The following is an 18126-nucleotide window of genomic DNA, read 5'->3' as shown; positions in this document are numbered from 1 at the left end:
CCAGTCACGATGCCGGCATTTTCCTCGGCTTTGCTGGTCTTCTTTCTACAAGTGTCGGTAATTGATGCGGGGGCTGGCCGCCACTGGGGCGCTCCGTATAATGCCGACATCGCCACTGGTATGGATTAACGGATTGCATATGACTGAACAGCGCCCAATTGCGGTCCTGGGAGGCGGAAGTTTTGGTACCGCCGTGGCAAATCTTCTGGCCGAGAACGGGCATCAGGTCCGGCAATGGATGCGTGATCCCGAACAGGCCGAGTCCATTCGGGTCAATCGCGAGAACCCGCGCTACCTCAAAGGCATCAAGATTCTGCCTGCCGTAGAGCCTGTCACGGACCTGCAAGCGACGCTTGATGCCTGTGACCTGTGTTTCGTCGCGCTGCCGTCGAGCGCGTTGCGCGCAGTGCTGGTCCCGCATGCCGACCGTTTGAGCGGCAAGTTGCTGGTGAGCCTGACCAAGGGCATTGAAGCCCATACGTTCAAGCTGATGAGCGAGATTCTCGAAGAAATCGCCCCGCAAGCGCGTATCGGCGTGTTGTCCGGACCCAACCTGGCCCGTGAAATCGCCGAACATGCGCTGACCGCCACGGTAGTCGCCAGCGAGGACGAAGAGCTTTGCCAACGGGTCCAGGAAGCGTTGCACGGCCGCACCTTTCGGGTGTACGCCAGCGCCGACCGCTTCGGCGTGGAGTTGGGCGGGGCGCTGAAAAATGTCTACGCGATCATCGCCGGCATGGCGGTTGCGCTGGGCATGGGTGAAAACACCAAGAGCATGCTGATCACCCGGGCACTGGCTGAAATGACCCGCTTCGCGGTCAATCAGGGCGCCAACCCGATGACGTTCCTTGGCCTGGCGGGCGTGGGGGATTTGATCGTGACCTGCTCGTCGCCAAAAAGCCGTAACTACCAGGTCGGGTTCGCCCTCGGCCAGGGGTTGAGCTTGGAAGATGCGGTGACGCGCCTGGGCGAAGTTGCCGAAGGCGTGAACACCCTCAAGGTCCTGAAGGCCAAGGCCCAGGAGGTCGGGGTGTACATGCCACTGGTCGCCGGTCTGCACGCGATCCTGTTCGAAGGGCGCACGCTGGAGCAGGTAATCGGACTATTGATGCGCGGTGAACCCAAAACCGACGTCGACTTTATTTCAACCAGCGGTTTCAACTGAGCACGCATCCCGAAGGGAGCAGGAGTGAGACATGAACGACCCTAAAGTGGAAGCCAGCTACGAATCCATCCTGCTGCGCGTGCTGTGGATGATCGTCTTCCTGGTGGTCTGGCAGGTGGCGCAATTCATCCTGGGCGCCGTGGTCCTGGTCCAGCTGGTCTATCGTTTGATTTATGGCGCCCCGAGCGCCAGCCTGATGAACTTCGGCGACAGCCTGAGCCAGTTCCTGGCGCAGATCGGTCGGTTCGGCACGTTCCACAGCGACCAGAAACCCTGGCCGTTCGCCGATTGGCCGACGCCGCGTACGCCGGAAGGTGAAGCGCCGCACGTCGTGGCGCCAGCTCCGCATCCGGTTCGAGATGAGGAACCCAAGCTATGAAACTCTGGGTATTGCGTCATGGTGAAGCCGAGCCGTACGGCTCGCGTACCGACTCCGAGCGGGCCTTGACCCCGACCGGTTGTGAAGAAGTGCTGCGCAGTGCGGCTCATCTGATGGGCGAGCCAATCACTGCGATCTACGCCAGCCCTTATCTGCGAGCGCAACAGACCGCGCAACTGGTGCGGGAAGCCTTGGGGTTTCAGCCGGACATTCGCACTGTCGAATGGTTGAAGCCTGACTACAGCCCGCAAGTGGTGTCAGAGCAACTGGTCTCCGTGGATCGCGCATTGCTGGTCAGCCACAACCCGCTGGTGGGCAATCTGCTGGGCTACTTGCAGCACGGCCACGTGCAAGACCCGGAAAAGGTCGGGACTGCCGGCCTCGCGGAGCTGGAGGGCGATCTGCCGCTGGCTGGCGGGATGAAGCTCAAGGGCATCAAACACCCGTAAATGGCTTCGGTTGCTTGCTTTGGCTCCCACACGGCCTGTCCTGATTTTTTGTAATGAAATAGTCAACCAAGCAATTGCTTGGTTGACTACGCTTGCCCCAGACCAATAAAAACAGGAGCGAGTCGTATGTCTGCTGCTTTTCGTTTGCCGCTGGACGTCTTTTACGAGCGTGAAGCCCGCCATCCCCGCCAGCGCTTTCTGGTCCAGCCCATGGGTGGAGGACAGGTCGAGACCCTGACCTGGGAAGACGTCGGTCATCAGGCCCGCTGCGCCGCGCATTGGCTGCGAGCGCGTGAATTGCCCCAAGGCAGCCACATCGCCCTGATCTCGAAAAACTGCGCCCACTGGATCATCGCCGACCTGGCGATCTGGATGGCCGGGCACGTTTCCGTTCCGCTGTACCCGAACCTGACGGCCGAGTCCGTGGCTCAAGTGCTCGAACACTCCGAAGCGGTGCTGGCGTTCATCGGCAAACTGGACGACTGGCCCGCCATGTCCCGTGGTGTCAGCCCGGATCTGCCGACCATCAGCCTGCCGTTGCATCCGCCCGGCGCTTTCAGTTTCAGCTGGGCCGACTTGCAACGCAGTTCGCCGATCCAGGACGATCCAAAACCTGTTGCGGATCAGTTGGCAACCATCATTTATACCTCCGGCACCACCGGCATGCCCAAGGGCGTGATGCACAGCTTTGGCACGCTGGGGTTTGCCACGACCCGTGGCACGCAGCTGTTTGGCCTCAACGAGGCGGACCGGCTGCTGTCCTACTTGCCGCTGTGCCATGTTGCGGAGCGGATGTTTGTCGAACTGGCATCAATTTATACCGGGCAAACTGTCTTTTTTGCCGAGAGCCTCGACACCTTTCTCACCGACTTGCAGCGTGCGCGGCCCACCGCGATGTTCGGCGTTCCGCGGATCTGGACCAAGTTCCAGATGGGCGTCTACAGCAAGATCCCGGCAAAGCGCCTGGATTTCCTGCTGGGCCTGCCCATCATCGGCAAGCGGGTCGGGCATAAAGTCCTTGCCGGGCTCGGGCTCGATGCCTTGCGCATAGCATTGTCCGGCGCGGCGCCAGTGCCGCAGACCTTGTTGCTCTGGTACCGCAAGCTGGGGCTGGATGTGCTGGAGGTCTACGGCATGACCGAAAGCTGCGGTTATTCCCACATCTGCCTGCCGGGCCAGAACAAACCCGGCTGGATCGGCAAGCCTTGTCCGGAAGTGGAGGTGCGGATCGCCGAGACCGGCGAGGTCATGGTGCGTAGCGGCGCGACCATGCTCGGGTACTTCAAGGAACCTGAAAAAACCGCCGAGACCATCACCGCAGACGGCTTTCTGCACACGGGCGACAAAGGCGAGGAAGACGCCGAAGGCAACCTGCGCCTGACCGGGCGGCTGAAGGAAATCTTCAAGACCAGCAAAGGCAAATATGTCGCCCCGGCACCGATCGAAAACCGTTTGGCGGTGCATTCTCGGATCGAGCAGGTTTGCGTGGTCGGCGATGGCTTGAGCGCACCGCTGGGCCTGTGCGTGCTCTCGGCGGTCGGGCAGCAAGACGCGGGCGGAACGGCGCGGGCCGGCCTGCATTCGAGCCTGGAGAAGTTGCTGGAAGAGGTCAACGGCGCCCTCGACAAACATGAGCGCCTGCGTCGACTCGTTGTCGTCAAGGACAGTTGGGCCGTGGAAAACGGCTTTTTGACGCCCACCTTGAAGATCAAGCGCAACATGATCGAAGCGGCTTACGGTGGCCGGTTCGAAGAATGGAGCGAGCGCAGCGAGGCGGTGCTGTGGCAGGATTGAGTCACGAACAAAAACCACAAAGGAAGATCGGTAATGAGTCTGTGGCGCACCACTCCCAATCTCGAACAGTTGAACGCGATCCAGAAAAACACCATCGGTGAGTTACTGGATATCCGCTTCGAATCCTTCGACGAAGAGTCCCTGACTGCGAGCATGGTCATTGACCACCGCACTCACCAGCCCTATGGCTTGCTGCACGGCGGCGCCTCGGTGGTGTTGGCCGAATCCCTCGGCTCGATGGCCAGTTACCTGTGCATCGACACCAGCAAATTCTACTGCGTCGGTCTGGAGATCAACGCCAACCACTTGCGCGGTTTGCGCAGCGGGCGGGTAACGGCAGTGGCCAAGGCGATTCATATTGGTCGCACCACGCATGTCTGGGATATCCGCCTGACCAGCGACGAGGGCAAGGCCAGTTGTGTGTCGCGATTGACCATGGCCATCGTGCCGTTGGGGGACAACCCGCCCGCCCGTTGACGGCATATGCTTCCATTGTGGCGAGGGAGCTTGCTCCCGCTGGGCTGCGAAGCGGGCCCAGTCACATTCAGTCCGGCATAACGTGGTTCATAGACGTGGCCGGACTGTCATCATTCCTGTCAGTTACGGTCATTGCTGCTGGACGTCGTCTTGCGGACAATCAACGCCTGTTCTCGCTCATGGATTTGCCGGTATGTCGCAACAGATATTTTTCGCCCACGCCAATGGATTTCCTTCGGGGACGTACGGCAAGTTGTTCGCGGCGCTGGCGCCCGAGTATCAGGTGACGCATCTGGAACAGCATGCCCATGACCCGCGTTTTCCGGCGGATGACAACTGGCACAATCTGGTGGATGAGTTGATTCATCACCTGAGGCAGCAACCGGAACCGGTGTGGGGGGTAGGGCACTCCTTTGGTGGCGTGCTGCACCTGCATGCGGCGTTGCGTTGCCCCGAACTGTATCGCGGTGTGGTGATGCTCGATTCACCAGTACTGACCCGCGCGGATCGATGGGTCATCCGTGCCGCCAAGCGTTTTGGTTTTATCGACCGCCTCACCCCGGCTGGCCGCACGCTGGGGCGTCGGGAAGAGTTCGCCGATCTGGAAACTGCCCGGCTTTATTTCTCCGGCAAAACCCTGTTCCGTGCATTCGACCCGGAATGCTTCGACGCCTATCTGCAACACGGATTGCACAAAGTGGGCGACAAGCTTCGCCTGCGCTTCGACCCGGCCACGGAAATCAGCATTTACCGTGGCGTACCTCACACCAGCCCCGGTCGCACGCAGCAGCTGAAAGTGCCGCTGGCGGTGGTTCGTGGGCACGAGAGCCGTGTGGTCATGCGTCATCACGCCAGCTCCGTGGGACGTATGCCGCTGGGTGAGTCCCTGACCATGCGTGGCGGCCACATGTTTCCTCTCGAACGTCCACAGGACACCGCCACGCTCCTGAAAAATCTGTTCAGCCGCTGGGAAGGTCGTCGCCAACAGGATTGCGCATGAGCCACATCGTCGAAGAAGTTCGCCTGAGCCTGCCGCACATTGAACTGGCGGCGCACTTGTTCGGCCCTGAAGACGGCCTGCCGGTGATTGCATTGCATGGCTGGCTGGACAACGCCAACAGCTTCGCCCGCCTGGCACCCAAGCTCAAAGGCTTGCGCATCATCGCCCTGGACATGGCCGGCCACGGTCACTCCGGGCACCGCCCCGCTGGCGCCGGTTACGCGATGTGGGACTACGCCCACGATGTGCTGCAAGTCGCCGAACAGCTTGGATTGAAGAAGTTCGCGCTGATGGGGCATTCCATGGGCGCGATCGCTTCGTTGATCATTGCTGGTTCGATGCCGGAACGTGTGACCCATCTGGCCTTGATCGACGGCATCATTCCTCCTACAGACAAAGGCGAAAATGCCGCCGAACGCATGGGCATGGCCCTGCAAGCGCAGCTGGATCTGCGGGAAAAACGCAAACCGGTCTACCCCACGCAGGACCGTGCCATCGAGGCGCGCATGAAAGGTCTGGTGGCCGTCAGCCGCGAGGCCGCCGAACTGCTGGCCCAGCGTGGGTTGATGCCGGTACCGGGCGGTTACACCTGGCGCACCGATAACCGCCTTACGCTGCCATCGCCGCTGCGTCTTACAACCGAGCAGGCCATGTCCTTCGCCCAGCGGGTCAGTTGCCCCGCGGTGTTGGTGGTGGCGGCCGACGGCATGCTCGCCAAACATCCCGAATTGCTGGAGCGTCTACCCTTTAGCCGAGAACAGCTGCCTGGCGGCCATCATTTACACCTGAATGATGAACCCGGTGCCGACCTTGTCGCAGACTGTTTCAATCGGTTCTTCGCCGTTCCTTGACTTGCGCCGGGCAACTGTCGAGGCTGGGCGGGTTGAAAAGGGAGACAACCATGATAGATATCTACACCGCTGCGACCATGAATGGCCACAAGGTCCCTGATGTCCGCGTCGTCAAAACCGCCCAGGCCATGCCGATCCGATGAACCTATCCAAGCGTTCATTCAGTGTGCTGGCGCTGTGCTGTTTCAGTCCCTTGTCGTTTGCCGCCGACGTTCCCGGCAGTCAGGATCTGCCGATCGTGCCGCGCATGACCGATGCGCAAATCGTCGACTATCGCCCCGCTGTGGAACTCGAGCGGATCTATCCGTTGGGGTCTATCCGCAAGATCAGCGGTCAGTTGCGTTTCGACGGCCAGGTCACCGCGCGTGGGCAAACCACTTCGGTTACCTATGAATTACCGCCCGAGCATTCCTCCACCGAAGCTTTCACTGCCGCTCGCGAAGCCTTGCAGAAGCAGGGCGCCGAGTTGCTGTTCTGGTGTCAGGCCCGCGATTGCGGTGAAAGCAGCCTGTGGGCCAACGAAGTGTTCGGCAACGCCAAGCTCTACGGTGCCGACGATCACCAGGCCTATTTGCTGTTGCGTCTGGCGGCGCCACAGGACAGCACGCTGGTGGCGCTCTACAGCATCACTCGCGGTAATCGCAAAGCCTATCTGCATGTCGAACAGTTCGACGCCGCGGCGCCCTTGGGCGATTTGCTGCCGACTTCGGCGACCTTGTTGCGGCAACTCAAGAGCACCGGCGAACTCGATTTCCCCAAACTGACCGAGGCCCCGGACGATACCTGGTTGCGCTTGCTGTCACGCGGCCTGAACCTGGACACGACCCTTCGGGTGAATATTTCCGGGGTGAACGCCGAAGCCTGGCGCCAGGCATTGATCACCCAGGGCGTCCGGGCGGCACGGATGGAAACCGGCAGCGTTGACGGTGTCGGCCTGCACATCGAATTGTTGCGATAAGCTTCATCAGGTGAGCGCGTCCGCCGCGTTCGCCTACTCTTTTTTGCGAACTGACTTTTTTCGAGACCTGGATGATCAATAACGATCGGCTGTTGGTGCAGATCCTGCTCCTGGTGCTGTTTGGCGCGAGCTTTTGGGTAATGGCGCCGTTCTGGTCGGCGATGTTCTGGGGGGCGGTGCTGGCGTTTGCCAGTTGGCCGCTGATGAGTTTGTTGACCCGACTGCTCAATGGACGCGAAACCCTGGCAGCGGCGTTGCTGACCCTTGGCTGGATGTTGCTGGTGGCGGTGCCGCTGGTGTGGCTGGGGTTCAACCTGGTGGACCATGTGCGCGATGCGACGGCCTTCATCAAGGATGTGCAGGTCGACGGTTTACCCGTGGCGCCGGCCTGGTTGGGTAGCATTCCTTTGGTAGGTGAGCGGCTGGCGGTGATCTGGAACAGTGTCGATCAGCAGGGCGCGGCGATGATGGTTTCGCTCAGGCCTTACCTGGGACAGGTGGGGAACTGGCTGCTGGCGCGCAGTGCGCAGATTGGCGGCGGGATTCTCGAGCTGACGTTGAGTATTGTCTTTGTGTTCTTTTTCTACCGCGACGGACCTCGGTTGGCAGCCTTTGTCCATGGGTTGCTGGAACGGCTGATCGGAAAACGTGCCGGATATTACATCGAGCTGGTGGCCGGCACGGTTCAACGTGTGGTGAACGGTGTGATCGGCACGGCGGCGGCTCAGGCGGTCCTGGCATTGATCGGCTTTTTGATCGCCGGAGTGCCTGGGGCGCTGGTGCTTGGCATCGTAACGTTTTTGCTGAGCCTGGTTCCGATGGGGCCACCGTTGGTGTGGATTCCGGCAACGGCCTGGCTGGCGTGGAAGGGTGAGTACGGGATGGCGGTGTTTCTCGGGATTTGGGGCACGTTCATCATCAGTGGGGTCGACAACGTACTGAAGCCGTATCTGATCAGCCGTGGCGGGAATTTACCGCTGGTGATCGTGTTGCTGGGCGTGTTTGGCGGCTTGATTGCCTTCGGGTTTATCGGGTTGTTCATCGGCCCGACATTGTTGGCGGTGGCTTACAGCCTGTTGACCGACTGGAGCAAAAGCCATGCACGGGTTGAAGATCGCCGGCCTTGATCTAATGCCCCTCGTCGAATCGCCACCCGGAGCCGGTTCCGGGCGGCAATCCGACAAAGCTTTTGACTCAGGTTGCCACGTTCAGGTATTTGCCCACGGTCGCCACCTTGTCGAGCGAGTACTGTTTGCTCAGGTTGGCGATCATCTTGTTCAGCGCTTCGGACACATTCGATTGATCAGTCGAGCTGTCGGAGCTTTTCTCGCGACCGGCTTGTAGCGCGGCTTTCAATTCGTCACTGCTGACGCCCCCGCTCTTGTCACTGTCCAGCACTTTAAGCAGCGCGGCACTGGTGTCGGTGCTGGTCGATGAGGTGCTGTCACTGGCCTGCAACGCGCTGCTCAATTCGGTGGCCGTGACGCTGCCATCACTGTCCGCATCCAGCTGGCTGAATAGCTCGTCGCTGGACACCTGCTGCGGTGGCGGTGGAGGCGGGGTCAGACTGGCGGCGAGCTCGTCCTTGCTGACGGTGCCGTCCTGGTTCTTGTCCAATGCCGAGAAGATTTCCTTACTGTCGGCACTGCTGCCGGCGCTGGTCAAACCGTTGCTCAACTCGTCGCTGCTGATGGCGCCGTCACCGTCGGCGTCGAGGGCGCTGATCAGCGCATCGGCGAGCTCGGTGTTCGGTGCTTCGTCTCGGGGTGGAGGCGGTGGAGGGGCCATCGCCGCCATCTCTTCACTGCTCAGGCTGCCGCTGTCGTCACTGTCCAGATCGGCGAAATTTTTGCTCAGGCTGACCAGCAAACCGTCGTCGGATTTCTGCGACAGGGCGCTTTTCAGTTCGTCCTGATCCACCGCGCCATCGCTGTTGGTATCGAGCTTGGCGAGCAGCTCTTTCTGAAATTGCTGGCTGCGGGCGCTGTTGGTGGAGGTGCTGCTGGTGCTGGTATAGCTCGTGTAGTTACTGACGCTACCGATCATTGGGCTCACTCCTTGGAATGGGAAACCGGTGGGTGCACCGGCTTATGCAGCCTCAAGGGGCAAGGTGTCGTGGGTATGTGAGGTTTGTACCGTTCGGTACACAGTCAACTGGTCGACGCAGATCCCTGTGGGAGTGAGCCTGTTCGCGATAGCGGTCGTTCATTCGCCATTAATGTTGACTGACCCACCGCTATCGCGAGCAGGCTCACTCCTACAGAGTGATTTATGTGCGTCTCAAGATCGTGGCAACTGGATCACTGCAGTAAGCCCGCCACCAGGCGTTTCTTCCAGGCTCAATCGCCCGCCCAGCCTTTCGGCGGCTTCACGGGCAATGGTCATGCCCAGGCCGACCCCGCCCGAATTACGATTACGCGAACCTTCCAGGCGGAAGAACGGTTCAAACACGGCTTCACGCTTATCCGCCGCGATCCCCGGCCCGTGGTCGATGACCCGAATCACCAGTTGCTCACGATTGTCTTCAAGCGTAATCAACCCGTGTCCGGCATAGCGCAGGGCGTTGTCCAGCAAATTGTTGATGCACGAACGCAACGCCATCGGCTGTACTTGCAGCGGCGCGCAGTGGCCGTTGGCCTGGACGTCAGCGCCCTGGTCCTGGGCGTTTTCGCAGAGTGACTCGATCAGCGCCTGCACGTCCATCCACTGCCGGGCTTCACTGGTGCGTTGTTCGTGGAGGTAGGTCAGCGTCGCGTCGAGCATGCTGATCATGTCATCCAGATCCTGACGCATCTGGCCCTGAAGCTTCTCGTTGTCGATCTGCTCCAGTCGCAGTTTCAGGCGTGACAACGGCGTGCGCAGATCGTGGGATACGGCGCCAAGCATCCGTGAGCGTTGCTGCACTTGCTCGCGAATACGGTGCTGCATCTTGTTGAAGGTGTGCGCCGCTTGCCGTGCCTCACGTGGGCCCGACTCATCCAGGGGCTCGCTGTCGAGGTTCTCGCTCAAGCGTTCGGCCGCGTCACTCAGGCGCTGGATCGGCCGGCTCAGCAGTTTGGCGCCGTACCAGGCGGCAATGATCAGCGAGACCAGCTGGAATGTCAGGGGGACCAAGGGCCCGCCGAACCACGGCCGCGGTGGCCGACTATCGAGACGAGGGTCCATTGGCGGGCGTTTCCCGTCGAAGCCTTCGGCAAACTCGGGCGGTGGCGGGGGAGGCGGTGGCCCGTAGTGGTGGAACCAGGCAAATGCCAATAGATGCGCCAGGATAATCGCTACCAGCAGCACGCCAAACAGACGGCCGAACAGCGTATCGAAGCGCGCACGCATCAGCCGATGTCTCGCGCGTCGAACAGATAACCCTCGCCGCGAACGGTCTTGATCAGCTGAGGGGCTTTCGGGTCATCACCCAGTTTCTGGCGCAGGCGCGAGACCAGCAGGTCGATGCTGCGATCAAAGGCTTCGATCGAGCGACCACGGGCGGCATCCAGCAATTGTTCCCGGCTGAGCACCCGGCGCGGGCGTTCGATGAACACCCAGAGCAAGCGGAATTCGGCGTTGGACAGCGGCACCACCAGGCCATCGGCGGCAATCAACTGCCGCAACACGCTGTTCAGGCGCCAATTGTCGAAGCGGATGTTGGCGCGTTGTTCGGTACGGTCGTCGCGCACCCGACGCAGAATGGTCTGGATCCGAGCCACCAGTTCGCGCGGCTCGAACGGCTTGGCCATGTAATCGTCGGCGCCCAGTTCCAGGCCGATGATCCGGTCGGTGGGTTCGCAGCGGGCAGTGAGCATCAGGATCGGAATATCCGACTCGGCGCGCAACCAGCGGCACAGCGATAAACCGTCTTCGCCTGGCAGCATCAGGTCCAGCACCACCACGTCGAAATGTTCCGCCTGCATCGCCAGGCGCATGGCGGCGCCATCGGTGACGCCGCTGGCATGGATGTTGAACCGGGCGAGGTAGTCGATCATCAGTTCGCGGATCGGGACGTCATCGTCGACGATCAGGGCGCGAATGCTCCACCGTTTGTCATCGCCGGGCGCTTTTTGATCGTCATTAACGGTAGCTTGGGTGTTGTGCATGCGTGCGTTCATCTGCCAGGTAGGCTGCCAACCACAAAGATAGGCTGCGAGGTTGTGGCTTCAGCATAGGCGTCCAGCCCGGAGGCGGGAAGTGCTGTAAGGACGTGTTGCGGTCGCCGAGGGTAGCGGGAGAGGGTGTTGTGGGCGTGTCGTGTGTGTATCGATCTCGACACAATGGGCGAAAGGGCTAGTCTTGGCTGAGTTGTTTCGATGATTTACCGATCATCGGGTCCCGCAGCCGCGCTGGTTCCGCTACAATGCGCGCCGATTTCGTCCTGCCTGAGAGCCCGCACATGTCCGTCTGCCAGACTCCTATCATCGTCGCCCTGGATTTCCCCACCCGTGACGCCGCACTGAAGCTGGCCGACCAGTTGGACCCGAAACTGTGCCGGGTCAAAGTCGGTAAAGAACTGTTCACCAGCTGCGCCTCGGAAATCGTCGGTACCTTGCGCGACAAGGGTTTCGAAGTATTCCTGGACCTCAAGTTCCACGATATCCCGAACACCACCGCCATGGCCGTGAAAGCGGCAGCGGAAATGGGCGTGTGGATGGTCAACGTGCACTGCTCCGGTGGCCTGCGCATGATGGCCGCGTGCCGTGAAGTGCTCGACCAGCGTACCGGCCCGAAACCCCTGCTGATCGGCGTGACCGTGCTGACCAGCATGGAACGCGAAGACCTGGCAGGCATCGGCCTCGACATCGAGCCACAGGAGCAGGTGCTGCGTCTGGCCGCGTTGGCGGAAAAAGCCGGGATGGACGGTTTGGTGTGCTCGGCGCTGGAAGCCCAGGCCTTGAAATCGGCGCACCCGTCGCTGCAACTGGTGACCCCAGGCATTCGTCCGGCGGGCAGCGCCCAGGATGACCAGCGCCGCATTCTGACACCGCGTCAGGCGCTGGATGCGGGTTCGGATTACCTGGTGATCGGCCGTCCGATCAGCCAGGCGGCGGATCCGGCGAAAGCGTTGGCGGCCGTAGTGGCCGAACTCGCCTAAGCACCGCTAAACCTGTAGGAGCGAGCTTGCTCGCGATGGGGCCGTAACATCAAACATTGATGTTGAATGCCAGGCCGTCATCGCGAGAAAGCTCGTTCCTACAGGGGGTCGTTAAACCTTCAACACCAACTTCCCGAAATTCTCCCCGCTGAACAACTTCATCAGCGTCTCCGGGAACGTCTCCAGTCCTTCGACAATATCTTCCTTGCTCTTGAGCTGCCCCTTGGCCATCCAGCCGGCCATTTCCTGTCCGGCAGCGGCGAACTGCGCGGCATAGTCCATCACCACAAAGCCTTCCATCCGTGCGCGATTGACCAGCAGCGCCAGGTAGTTGGCCGGGCCTTTGACCGCTTCCTTGTTGTTGTACTGGCTGATGGCACCGCAAATCACCACCCGTGCCTTCATGTTCAGACGGCTCAGCACGGCGTCGAGGATATCGCCGCCGACGTTGTCGAAATACACATCGACGCCTTTCGGGCATTCGCGCTTGAGGCCGGCGATGACGTCTTCATTCTTGTAGTCGATGGCGCCATCGAAACCCAGTTCGTCGATCAGGAACTGGCACTTGTCCGCGCCACCGGCGATGCCGACCACGCGGCAACCTTTGATCTTGGCGATCTGTCCGGCAATGCTGCCCACGGCACCGGCCGCGCCGGACAGCACCACGGTGTCACCGGCCTTGGGCGCGCCGACGTCGAGCAGGGCGAAGTAGGCGGTCATCCCGGTCATGCCCAATGCGGACAAGTAGCGCGGCAGCGGCGCCAGTTTCGGATCGACCTTGTAGAAACCGCGTGGCTCGCCGAGGAAATAATCCTGCACGCCCAAGGCGCCGTTGACGTAGTCCCCGACGGCAAAGCCCGGATTGTTCGATGCCACGACTTTGCCTACACCCAGTGCGCGCATCACTTCGCCGATACCGACCGGCGGAATGTAGGATTTGCCCTCGTTCATCCAGCCACGCATGGCAGGGTCCAGGGACAGGTATTCATTTTTGACCAGGATCTGACCCGCCGCCGGTTCGCCGACTGGCACTTCCTGATAGGTAAAGGTCTCGCGGGTTGCCGCACCCACCGGACGTTTGGCGAGCAGGAACTGGCGATTGGTCTGGGTAGTCATGACAGGCACTCAAGATGAATGAAGCCTTGTTGATAGACCTTCATGATCGATGCCGCAAGTTTGGCTGATGCGGCGAATGCACATCGATCCAGTGCAGTGATAATCGCGCCGGTGGTTTCATCACTGTCACTCATGGGTGCCCAACCGGCCTTCTGATAGTGCTGCCGTGGTGCAGGTGCCTGTGACTAGACTGGTCACACGCGATCCCCCGCATTCTTCTTTCCGAGGACATAGCAATGAGCATGACGTTTTCCGGCCGAGTCGCCGTTGTGACCGGCGCTGCCAATGGTATCGGCCGTGCGACTGCCCAGGCGTTCGCCGCTGAAGGGTTGAAAGTGGTCGTCGCCGACCTCGACACGGCGGGCGGCGAGGGCACCGTGGCGCTGATTCGTACAGCGGGCGGCGAAGCGACCTTCGTACGCTGCAACGTCACCCTTGAAAGCGATGTAAAGAATCTGATGGACGAGGTGGTGAATACCTACGGCCGGCTCGACTATGCGTTCAACAACGCCGGCATCGAGATCGAGAAAGGCAAGCTGGCCGAAGGCACGGCCGATGAGTTCGACGCGATCATGGGCGTCAATGTCAAAGGCGTCTGGCTGTGCATGAAATACCAGTTACCGCTGCTGCTGGCTCAAGGCGGCGGTGCCATCGTCAATACCGCGTCGGTGGCCGGTCTCGGTGCTGCGCCGAAGATGAGTATTTACGCGGCCTCGAAACATGCGGTGATCGGCCTGACCAAATCGGCCGCCATTGAGTACGCCAAGAAAAAAATTCGGGTGAACGCGGTATGCCCGGCGGTGATCGACACCGACATGTTCCGCCGTGCCTATGAGGCAGACCCCAAGAAAGGTGAGTTTGCCAACGCCATGCATCCGGTGGGTCGGATTGGCAAGGTCGAGGAGATTGCCAGTGCGGTGCTGTATTTGTGCAGTGATGGCGCAGCCTTTACCACGGGGCACTCGTTGGCAGTGGACGGTGGTGTCACGGCCTTCTGAAACATGGCGTGATCGAGTAAACGAAAACCCGCACTCGTGCGGGTTTTTTTATGCGTCCGCCAGCATGAGGGCATTGTGTTTCAAATGGTTAGAACCAAGGGTTTTAGCGGCGTTGTCGCACATCCCGGCAAGCACTCCTGTGATTAACTGATTCCCGTCAAACGAACAGGAGTTTGCTTGCTCATGGAGTTGAGAATCGATCGACAGGCGTTGGTGCCGGTCGTGCAGCAAATCGTCGACGCGTTAACCCGCTGGCTTCATCTCAGCGAAGTGCCACCGGGAACGCGCCTGCCGTCCGTACGGCAAATCGCGCGAATCAATTTGCTCAGTCAGCACAGCGTCGTTGAAGCCTGTGAGCGTCTTGTGTTTCAAGGCGTGCTGGCGTCGCGTCAGGGGGCCGGGTTCATCGTCGCCGGCGAGGCGCAGGTTACTCAGGATCAACCGGGTTCTCTATGGGATGAAAGAACCGAGGTCAAGCAAAGCAGTTGTTTGGGGAAGCTGGACCTGGGCAGCGGCGGACTTCCCGAAAGCTGGCGTGAGACCGACGACCTGAGCTACGCGATCCGTCAGGTGACCCGTACCGACATGGCCGGACTGTTCAGCTATGGCACGCCGCTGGGCTTGCCAGCCTTGCGTCAACAAATCCTCAAACGCCTGCAACGACTGGATATCGCGGTAGAGGGCAATTGTGTCCTGACGACAGCGGGTGCCAGCCAAGGGCTCGACCTGATCGTGCGCGCCTTGTTCAAGCCGGGGGATTGCGTGGTGGTGGAAAACCCCGGTTATCCGTTGCTGTTCGAGTTGCTCCGGTTGCACGGGATCATCATGATCGAGGTGCCCAGGACCCCGCGCGGGCCGGACATCGAGGTACTCGAGGCGCTTTTGCTGAAGCACAAGCCCCGTGGATTGTTCATCAACAGCTTCTTTCACAACCCGACCGGAAGCTGCCTCACAACAACAGTGGCGCAGCGGGTCCTGCAACTGGCAAAAACCCATGGCGTGCAGGTCATCGAAGACGACGTCTTTGCCGATTTGCACAGTGGCCCCGGCACGCGGCTCGTCGCGCTGGATGGCCGCGTGATCTACGTTGGCAGCTATTCCAAAACGCTGAGCAGTTCGTTGCGCGTCGGCTTTGTGGTGGCTGAGGCCACTGTTATTTCGCGGCTCGCGGAGGTCAAGATGATCAGCAGCCTGGGCGCTTCACGGTTTTGCGAATCGGTGCTGGCCTGCCTGTTAACCAGCGGTGCCTATCGCAAGTTGGTGCAGCGTCAGCGCCAGCGTTTGAGCAATGACAGGGAGGCCGCGCTGCAGATGCTTGAAGATGCCGAGTGGGAGGTCTTTGGCAAACCCGTCGGTGGCCTGTTCATCTGGGCGCGATCACGAGTATGCAGCTACGCTCAGGTTCGCTTGCAGGCCCGGCGCTTTGGTGTCTTGTTATCGCCTGCGACAGCCTTCAGTCCTGCCGGCGGAGCCAGCGACTGGCAGCGAATCAACGTGGCCTATGCCTGTGATCCACGGGCTCGGGCGTTTTTTCAGGCCACCGCTCCGGATCGACCTAAAGCATTCTGAAAACGACGTTGGCGTAGCTTTTTGCCATTATTCCGACGCCAAAGACTTGTGCTGGCACAAGCCCGTTGCGAATCTGCGTCAACACACAATGGCAGGGGACTAAGCGCAATGATTTCGGCCGTGCAAGGACGTTTTGCCAACCTCGGTATGGCAAAAAAAATGGGTGTCGGGTTTGTGCTGGTACTGCTGCTGACAGCCTTGGTGGCCGCTATTGGCGTATGGTCCCTGCAAACCATCAGTCATCGCTTCGATGGTCTCAAGCAAATGTCGTCGCTCAACAGCGGTTTGCTCAAGGTGAGACTGCTCGAACAGGAATACGCGTTGCACGGCAATCCGAAAACCGCCGATGCGCTGCATCAGGGCGTCGACGCCTTGATTGTCCTGGCGAACCAGCTGAAAGAGGCGTCCGCGGCCAACGTGCCGGTGATGAATGACGTCGAGCAGTCCCTTGGAGCCTATCGCAAGGCTTTTGACGAATTCGTCTCGCTCAGTCAGGCCAAGGACCTGGCCCTGGAAATGGCCAGTTGGTCGGTGTCCAGCGTGGCCAATAACCTCGACGTGCTGCAGGCCGGTCTTGCAGACGACGGCGCTTATGCCTTGAAAGAATCCGAGGGCAAGGACGGTTCGCAATTCATTGAACAAGCCAGTCAGGTCAGCCAGGTGTCGCGGTTGATGTTGCAAGCCATGAACGAAGCACGTGTGCGCCTGGATCAGAGTCGCAAGGGCGACGACAGCGCAGGGCAGGGCAAGATCGAGCAGGCGGACCAGGCACTGGCCCAGGCGGAGCAACTGAAAACTACCGTCAAGGACGAGGGCTATCAGACGGTCCTGAATGAAGTGACTGGCCACATTGGCAGTTTCAGCGAAAAACTCACGGAGTACACCGGCCTGCTGGCCCAGGAAAAAACAGTTTATGAACAATTGCATCAGCGCGCCTCTCAAGTGATGGAGCGGGTTGATCAGGCTTATGTCGCCGAAGATCAATCAATGCAGGCAGAGCTGAAAAAGAACTCGCTGCTGATCATCGGTTCCTCGGCATTGGCCTTGCTGGTCGGATTGATTGCAGCCTTGGTGATTACCCGTTTGATTGTGGCGCCACTGCGCAGTGTGATTCGTGTGGCCCAACAGATCGCCGCCGGGGATTTGAGTGCGACGGTGGAGGTCACCCGTCGGGACGAAATCGGCCAGTTGATGCAGGCCATGCAGCAGATGGGCGCGGGGCTGAGCAGTATTGTCAGTGGTTTGCAGGCTGGCATCGAACAGCTGGCCACTTCAGCACAATCGCTCTCGGCGGTGACTGAGCAGACCAATCTTGAGGTCAGCAGCCAGAAGGAGGAAACCGAGCAGGTCGCTACCGCGATGAATCAGATGACCGCTACGGTGCACGACGTTGCGCGTAATGCGGAAGAAGCCGCCCAGGCGGCGCAGACAGCGGATGGCAAGGTTGAAAGTGGCCAGGCGGTGGTGCGTCAGAGCATGGCGCGGATCGAGCAGCTGGCGGACTCGGCCAACTCCGCCAGTTCCAGCATTGAAAGCCTCAGCGCAGAAATCCAGAACATTGGTACGGTGCTGGGCGTCATCAAGAGTGTGGCTGAGCAGACCAATCTGTTGGCGCTCAATGCGGCCATTGAAGCAGCTCGGGCGGGCGAGCAGGGCCGAGGGTTTGCGGTGGTGGCCGATGAAGTGCGGGCATTGGCCAAGCGCACTCAGCAATCGACCGAGGAGATCGAGCGATTGGTCAGTGCCTTGCGCTCGGCGGCGCAGTCTTCGGTGCAGCAGATTCAGAGCAGTGGTGAGTTGGTGAAGCTGGCGGTCAGTGATGCGTTGCAGACGGAAAGTGCGCTGGGGAGTATTGCGGCGGCGGTTTCGTTGATTCAGCAGATGAATCAGCAGATTGCGGCGGCGGCGGAGGAGCAGAGTTCGGTGGCTGAGGAGATCAATCGCAGTGTGACGAGTATCCGCGCGAGTGCGGATCAGTCGTCGCTGGCGATGCAGGGGAATGCGGTTTCCAGTAACCAGCTGGCGCAGTTGGGGGTTGAGTTGAAGGGGATGGTGGGGCATTTCCGGCTTTGATTTTTGATTTGAGTTGAGTACATATCCGTTGCTGCGGTAACGGCCGCTTAGGGTTTCGCCCTTACGGCGACTCACTTTTTTTCAAACGCCAAAAAAAGTAAGCAAAAAAAGGCTCGCCCCAAGCGTCCGGCCCCTCGCTAAGGCTCGGCGTTCCTTCGCTCCGGTATTCATCCGGGGACACTGCCCTCCGGTTGGCTTCGCTGCACCTACATGCAGC

At 60.3% G+C, this 18126-nt stretch carries 18 protein-coding genes and 1 pseudogene; 14 read left to right on the top strand and 5 right to left on the bottom strand.

From position 1 onward, the window contains the following. The first annotated feature begins 139 nt into the window (after positions 1 to 139). The 9 genes from EJA72_RS10475 to EJA72_RS10435 all read left to right on the top strand — a co-directional run bounded on the left by EJA72_RS10475 (position 140) and on the right by EJA72_RS10435 (position 8200). Positions 140 to 1165: an NAD(P)H-dependent glycerol-3-phosphate dehydrogenase gene (locus EJA72_RS10475; RefSeq protein ID WP_157711393.1), complete on the top strand. Its 1026-nt coding sequence runs from the start codon at positions 140 to 142 to the stop codon at positions 1163 to 1165. Positions 1166 to 1196: 31 nt separating this feature from the next. Then, positions 1197 to 1544, top strand: coding sequence for a DUF4389 domain-containing protein (locus EJA72_RS10470; protein WP_157711392.1), 348 nt, complete (start codon positions 1197 to 1199; stop codon positions 1542 to 1544). Then, on the top strand, positions 1541 to 1993 hold the full coding sequence (sixA, locus tag EJA72_RS10465; RefSeq protein ID WP_157711391.1) for a phosphohistidine phosphatase SixA: 453 nt from the start codon (positions 1541 to 1543) through the stop codon (positions 1991 to 1993). Before EJA72_RS10470 ends, sixA begins: the two co-directional genes overlap by 4 nt. 126 nt (positions 1994 to 2119) lie before the next feature. Further along, positions 2120 to 3787 carry an AMP-binding protein gene (locus EJA72_RS10460; protein WP_157711390.1) on the top strand — a complete coding sequence of 556 codons (1668 nt, stop codon included), beginning with the start codon at positions 2120 to 2122 and terminating at the stop codon, positions 3785 to 3787. Positions 3788 to 3820: 33 nt separating this feature from the next. Continuing rightward, positions 3821 to 4264, top strand: coding sequence for a hotdog fold thioesterase (locus EJA72_RS10455; RefSeq protein WP_157711389.1), 444 nt, complete (start codon positions 3821 to 3823; stop codon positions 4262 to 4264). 193 nt (positions 4265 to 4457) lie between these two features. Beyond that, positions 4458 to 5264, top strand: coding sequence for an alpha/beta fold hydrolase (locus EJA72_RS10450; protein ID WP_157711388.1), 807 nt, complete (start codon positions 4458 to 4460; stop codon positions 5262 to 5264). Next, positions 5261 to 6115 (top strand): alpha/beta hydrolase, encoded by an 855-nt coding sequence (locus tag EJA72_RS10445; RefSeq protein WP_157711387.1) that lies wholly within the window; start codon positions 5261 to 5263, stop codon positions 6113 to 6115. The genes EJA72_RS10450 and EJA72_RS10445 overlap by 4 nt, the downstream gene beginning before the upstream one ends. Positions 6116 to 6254: 139 nt before the next feature. After that, positions 6255 to 7073 carry a DUF4892 domain-containing protein gene (locus tag EJA72_RS10440; RefSeq protein ID WP_157711386.1) on the top strand — a complete coding sequence of 273 codons (819 nt, stop codon included), beginning with the start codon at positions 6255 to 6257 and terminating at the stop codon, positions 7071 to 7073. A 71-nt stretch (positions 7074 to 7144) separates the two neighbouring features. After that, positions 7145 to 8200, top strand: coding sequence for an AI-2E family transporter (locus EJA72_RS10435; RefSeq protein WP_157711385.1), 1056 nt, complete (start codon positions 7145 to 7147; stop codon positions 8198 to 8200). A 67-nt stretch (positions 8201 to 8267) separates the two neighbouring features. On the opposite strand, the gene xopAW is transcribed toward EJA72_RS10435, so the two are convergent. The 3 genes from xopAW to EJA72_RS10420 form a co-directional block, all read right to left on the bottom strand. Next, positions 8268 to 9119, bottom strand: a complete 852-nt coding sequence (gene xopAW / locus EJA72_RS10430; RefSeq protein WP_157711384.1) for a XopAW family type III secretion system calcium-binding effector — start codon at positions 9117 to 9119, stop codon at positions 8268 to 8270. Between the two features lie 234 nt (positions 9120 to 9353). After that, the gene (locus EJA72_RS10425; RefSeq protein ID WP_157711383.1) at positions 9354 to 10403 is read right to left on the bottom strand and encodes a HAMP domain-containing sensor histidine kinase; all 1050 of its coding nucleotides are present in this window, start codon (positions 10401 to 10403) and stop codon (positions 9354 to 9356) included. Continuing rightward, a complete protein-coding gene (locus EJA72_RS10420; protein ID WP_157711382.1) occupies positions 10403 to 11161 on the bottom strand; it encodes a response regulator in 759 nt (252 codons plus the stop codon). The genes EJA72_RS10425 and EJA72_RS10420 overlap by 1 nt, the downstream gene beginning before the upstream one ends. A gap of 293 nt (positions 11162 to 11454) precedes the next feature. Between EJA72_RS10420 and pyrF the strand changes: the two genes are divergently transcribed. Next, entirely contained in the window at positions 11455 to 12153 is a 699-nt protein-coding gene (gene pyrF / locus EJA72_RS10415) for an orotidine-5'-phosphate decarboxylase (protein ID WP_027924005.1), read from the top strand. Between the two features lie 111 nt (positions 12154 to 12264). Here pyrF and EJA72_RS10410 read toward each other — a convergent pair whose 3' ends face one another. Next, the gene (locus EJA72_RS10410; protein WP_157711381.1) at positions 12265 to 13269 is read right to left on the bottom strand and encodes an NADP-dependent oxidoreductase; all 1005 of its coding nucleotides are present in this window, start codon (positions 13267 to 13269) and stop codon (positions 12265 to 12267) included. Continuing rightward, positions 13266 to 13403 (bottom strand): hypothetical protein, encoded by a 138-nt coding sequence (locus tag EJA72_RS10405; RefSeq protein ID WP_157711380.1) that lies wholly within the window; start codon positions 13401 to 13403, stop codon positions 13266 to 13268. The genes EJA72_RS10410 and EJA72_RS10405 overlap by 4 nt, the downstream gene beginning before the upstream one ends. A 102-nt stretch (positions 13404 to 13505) precedes the next feature. Between EJA72_RS10405 and EJA72_RS10400 the strand changes: the two genes are divergently transcribed. The 4 genes and pseudogenes from EJA72_RS10400 (at position 13506) to EJA72_RS29660 (ending at position 17909) form a co-directional block, all read left to right on the top strand. Next, entirely contained in the window at positions 13506 to 14267 is a 762-nt protein-coding gene (locus EJA72_RS10400; RefSeq protein ID WP_157711379.1) for an SDR family oxidoreductase, read from the top strand. A gap of 183 nt (positions 14268 to 14450) precedes the next feature. After that, positions 14451 to 15836 carry a PLP-dependent aminotransferase family protein gene (locus EJA72_RS10395; protein WP_157711378.1) on the top strand — a complete coding sequence of 462 codons (1386 nt, stop codon included), beginning with the start codon at positions 14451 to 14453 and terminating at the stop codon, positions 15834 to 15836. Positions 15837 to 15944: 108 nt separating this feature from the next. Further along, a pseudogene (locus EJA72_RS29665) lies at positions 15945 to 17048 on the top strand (HAMP domain-containing protein); the annotation flags it as partial. Further along, positions 17028 to 17909: a methyl-accepting chemotaxis protein gene (locus EJA72_RS29660; protein ID WP_372240696.1), complete on the top strand. Its 882-nt coding sequence runs from the start codon at positions 17028 to 17030 to the stop codon at positions 17907 to 17909. The pseudogene EJA72_RS29665 and the gene EJA72_RS29660, both read left to right, overlap by 21 nt. Positions 17910 to 18126 lie beyond the last annotated feature (217 nt).

This window comes from Pseudomonas sp. PB120 (assembly GCF_009761815.1).
In the GTDB taxonomy this organism is placed as follows: Bacteria; Pseudomonadota; Gammaproteobacteria; order Pseudomonadales; family Pseudomonadaceae; genus Aquipseudomonas.
The sequence above is the reverse complement of the archived record's forward strand: the minus strand, read 5'-3'. Positions and strand labels throughout refer to the sequence as shown.

Coding starts and splice junctions, on each gene's coding strand:
- EJA72_RS10475 (WP_157711393.1), top strand. CDS start 140: ATGACTGAACAGCGCCCAATTGCGGTCCTGGGAGGCGGAAGTTTTGGT.
- EJA72_RS10470 (WP_157711392.1), top strand. CDS start 1,197: ATGAACGACCCTAAAGTGGAAGCCAGCTACGAATCCATCCTGCTGCGC.
- sixA (WP_157711391.1), top strand. CDS start 1,541: ATGAAACTCTGGGTATTGCGTCATGGTGAAGCCGAGCCGTACGGCTCG.
- EJA72_RS10460 (WP_157711390.1), top strand. CDS start 2,120: ATGTCTGCTGCTTTTCGTTTGCCGCTGGACGTCTTTTACGAGCGTGAA.
- EJA72_RS10455 (WP_157711389.1), top strand. CDS start 3,821: ATGAGTCTGTGGCGCACCACTCCCAATCTCGAACAGTTGAACGCGATC.
- EJA72_RS10450 (WP_157711388.1), top strand. CDS start 4,458: ATGTCGCAACAGATATTTTTCGCCCACGCCAATGGATTTCCTTCGGGG.
- EJA72_RS10445 (WP_157711387.1), top strand. CDS start 5,261: ATGAGCCACATCGTCGAAGAAGTTCGCCTGAGCCTGCCGCACATTGAA.
- EJA72_RS10440 (WP_157711386.1), top strand. CDS start 6,255: ATGAACCTATCCAAGCGTTCATTCAGTGTGCTGGCGCTGTGCTGTTTC.
- EJA72_RS10435 (WP_157711385.1), top strand. CDS start 7,145: ATGATCAATAACGATCGGCTGTTGGTGCAGATCCTGCTCCTGGTGCTG.
- xopAW (WP_157711384.1), bottom strand. CDS start 9,119: ATGATCGGTAGCGTCAGTAACTACACGAGCTATACCAGCACCAGCAGC.
- EJA72_RS10425 (WP_157711383.1), bottom strand. CDS start 10,403: ATGCGTGCGCGCTTCGATACGCTGTTCGGCCGTCTGTTTGGCGTGCTG.
- EJA72_RS10420 (WP_157711382.1), bottom strand. CDS start 11,161: ATGCACAACACCCAAGCTACCGTTAATGACGATCAAAAAGCGCCCGGC.
- pyrF (WP_027924005.1), top strand. CDS start 11,455: ATGTCCGTCTGCCAGACTCCTATCATCGTCGCCCTGGATTTCCCCACC.
- EJA72_RS10410 (WP_157711381.1), bottom strand. CDS start 13,269: ATGACTACCCAGACCAATCGCCAGTTCCTGCTCGCCAAACGTCCGGTG.
- EJA72_RS10405 (WP_157711380.1), bottom strand. CDS start 13,403: ATGAGTGACAGTGATGAAACCACCGGCGCGATTATCACTGCACTGGAT.
- EJA72_RS10400 (WP_157711379.1), top strand. CDS start 13,506: ATGAGCATGACGTTTTCCGGCCGAGTCGCCGTTGTGACCGGCGCTGCC.
- EJA72_RS10395 (WP_157711378.1), top strand. CDS start 14,451: ATGGAGTTGAGAATCGATCGACAGGCGTTGGTGCCGGTCGTGCAGCAA.
- EJA72_RS29660 (WP_372240696.1), top strand. CDS start 17,028: ATGCAGGCCATGCAGCAGATGGGCGCGGGGCTGAGCAGTATTGTCAGT.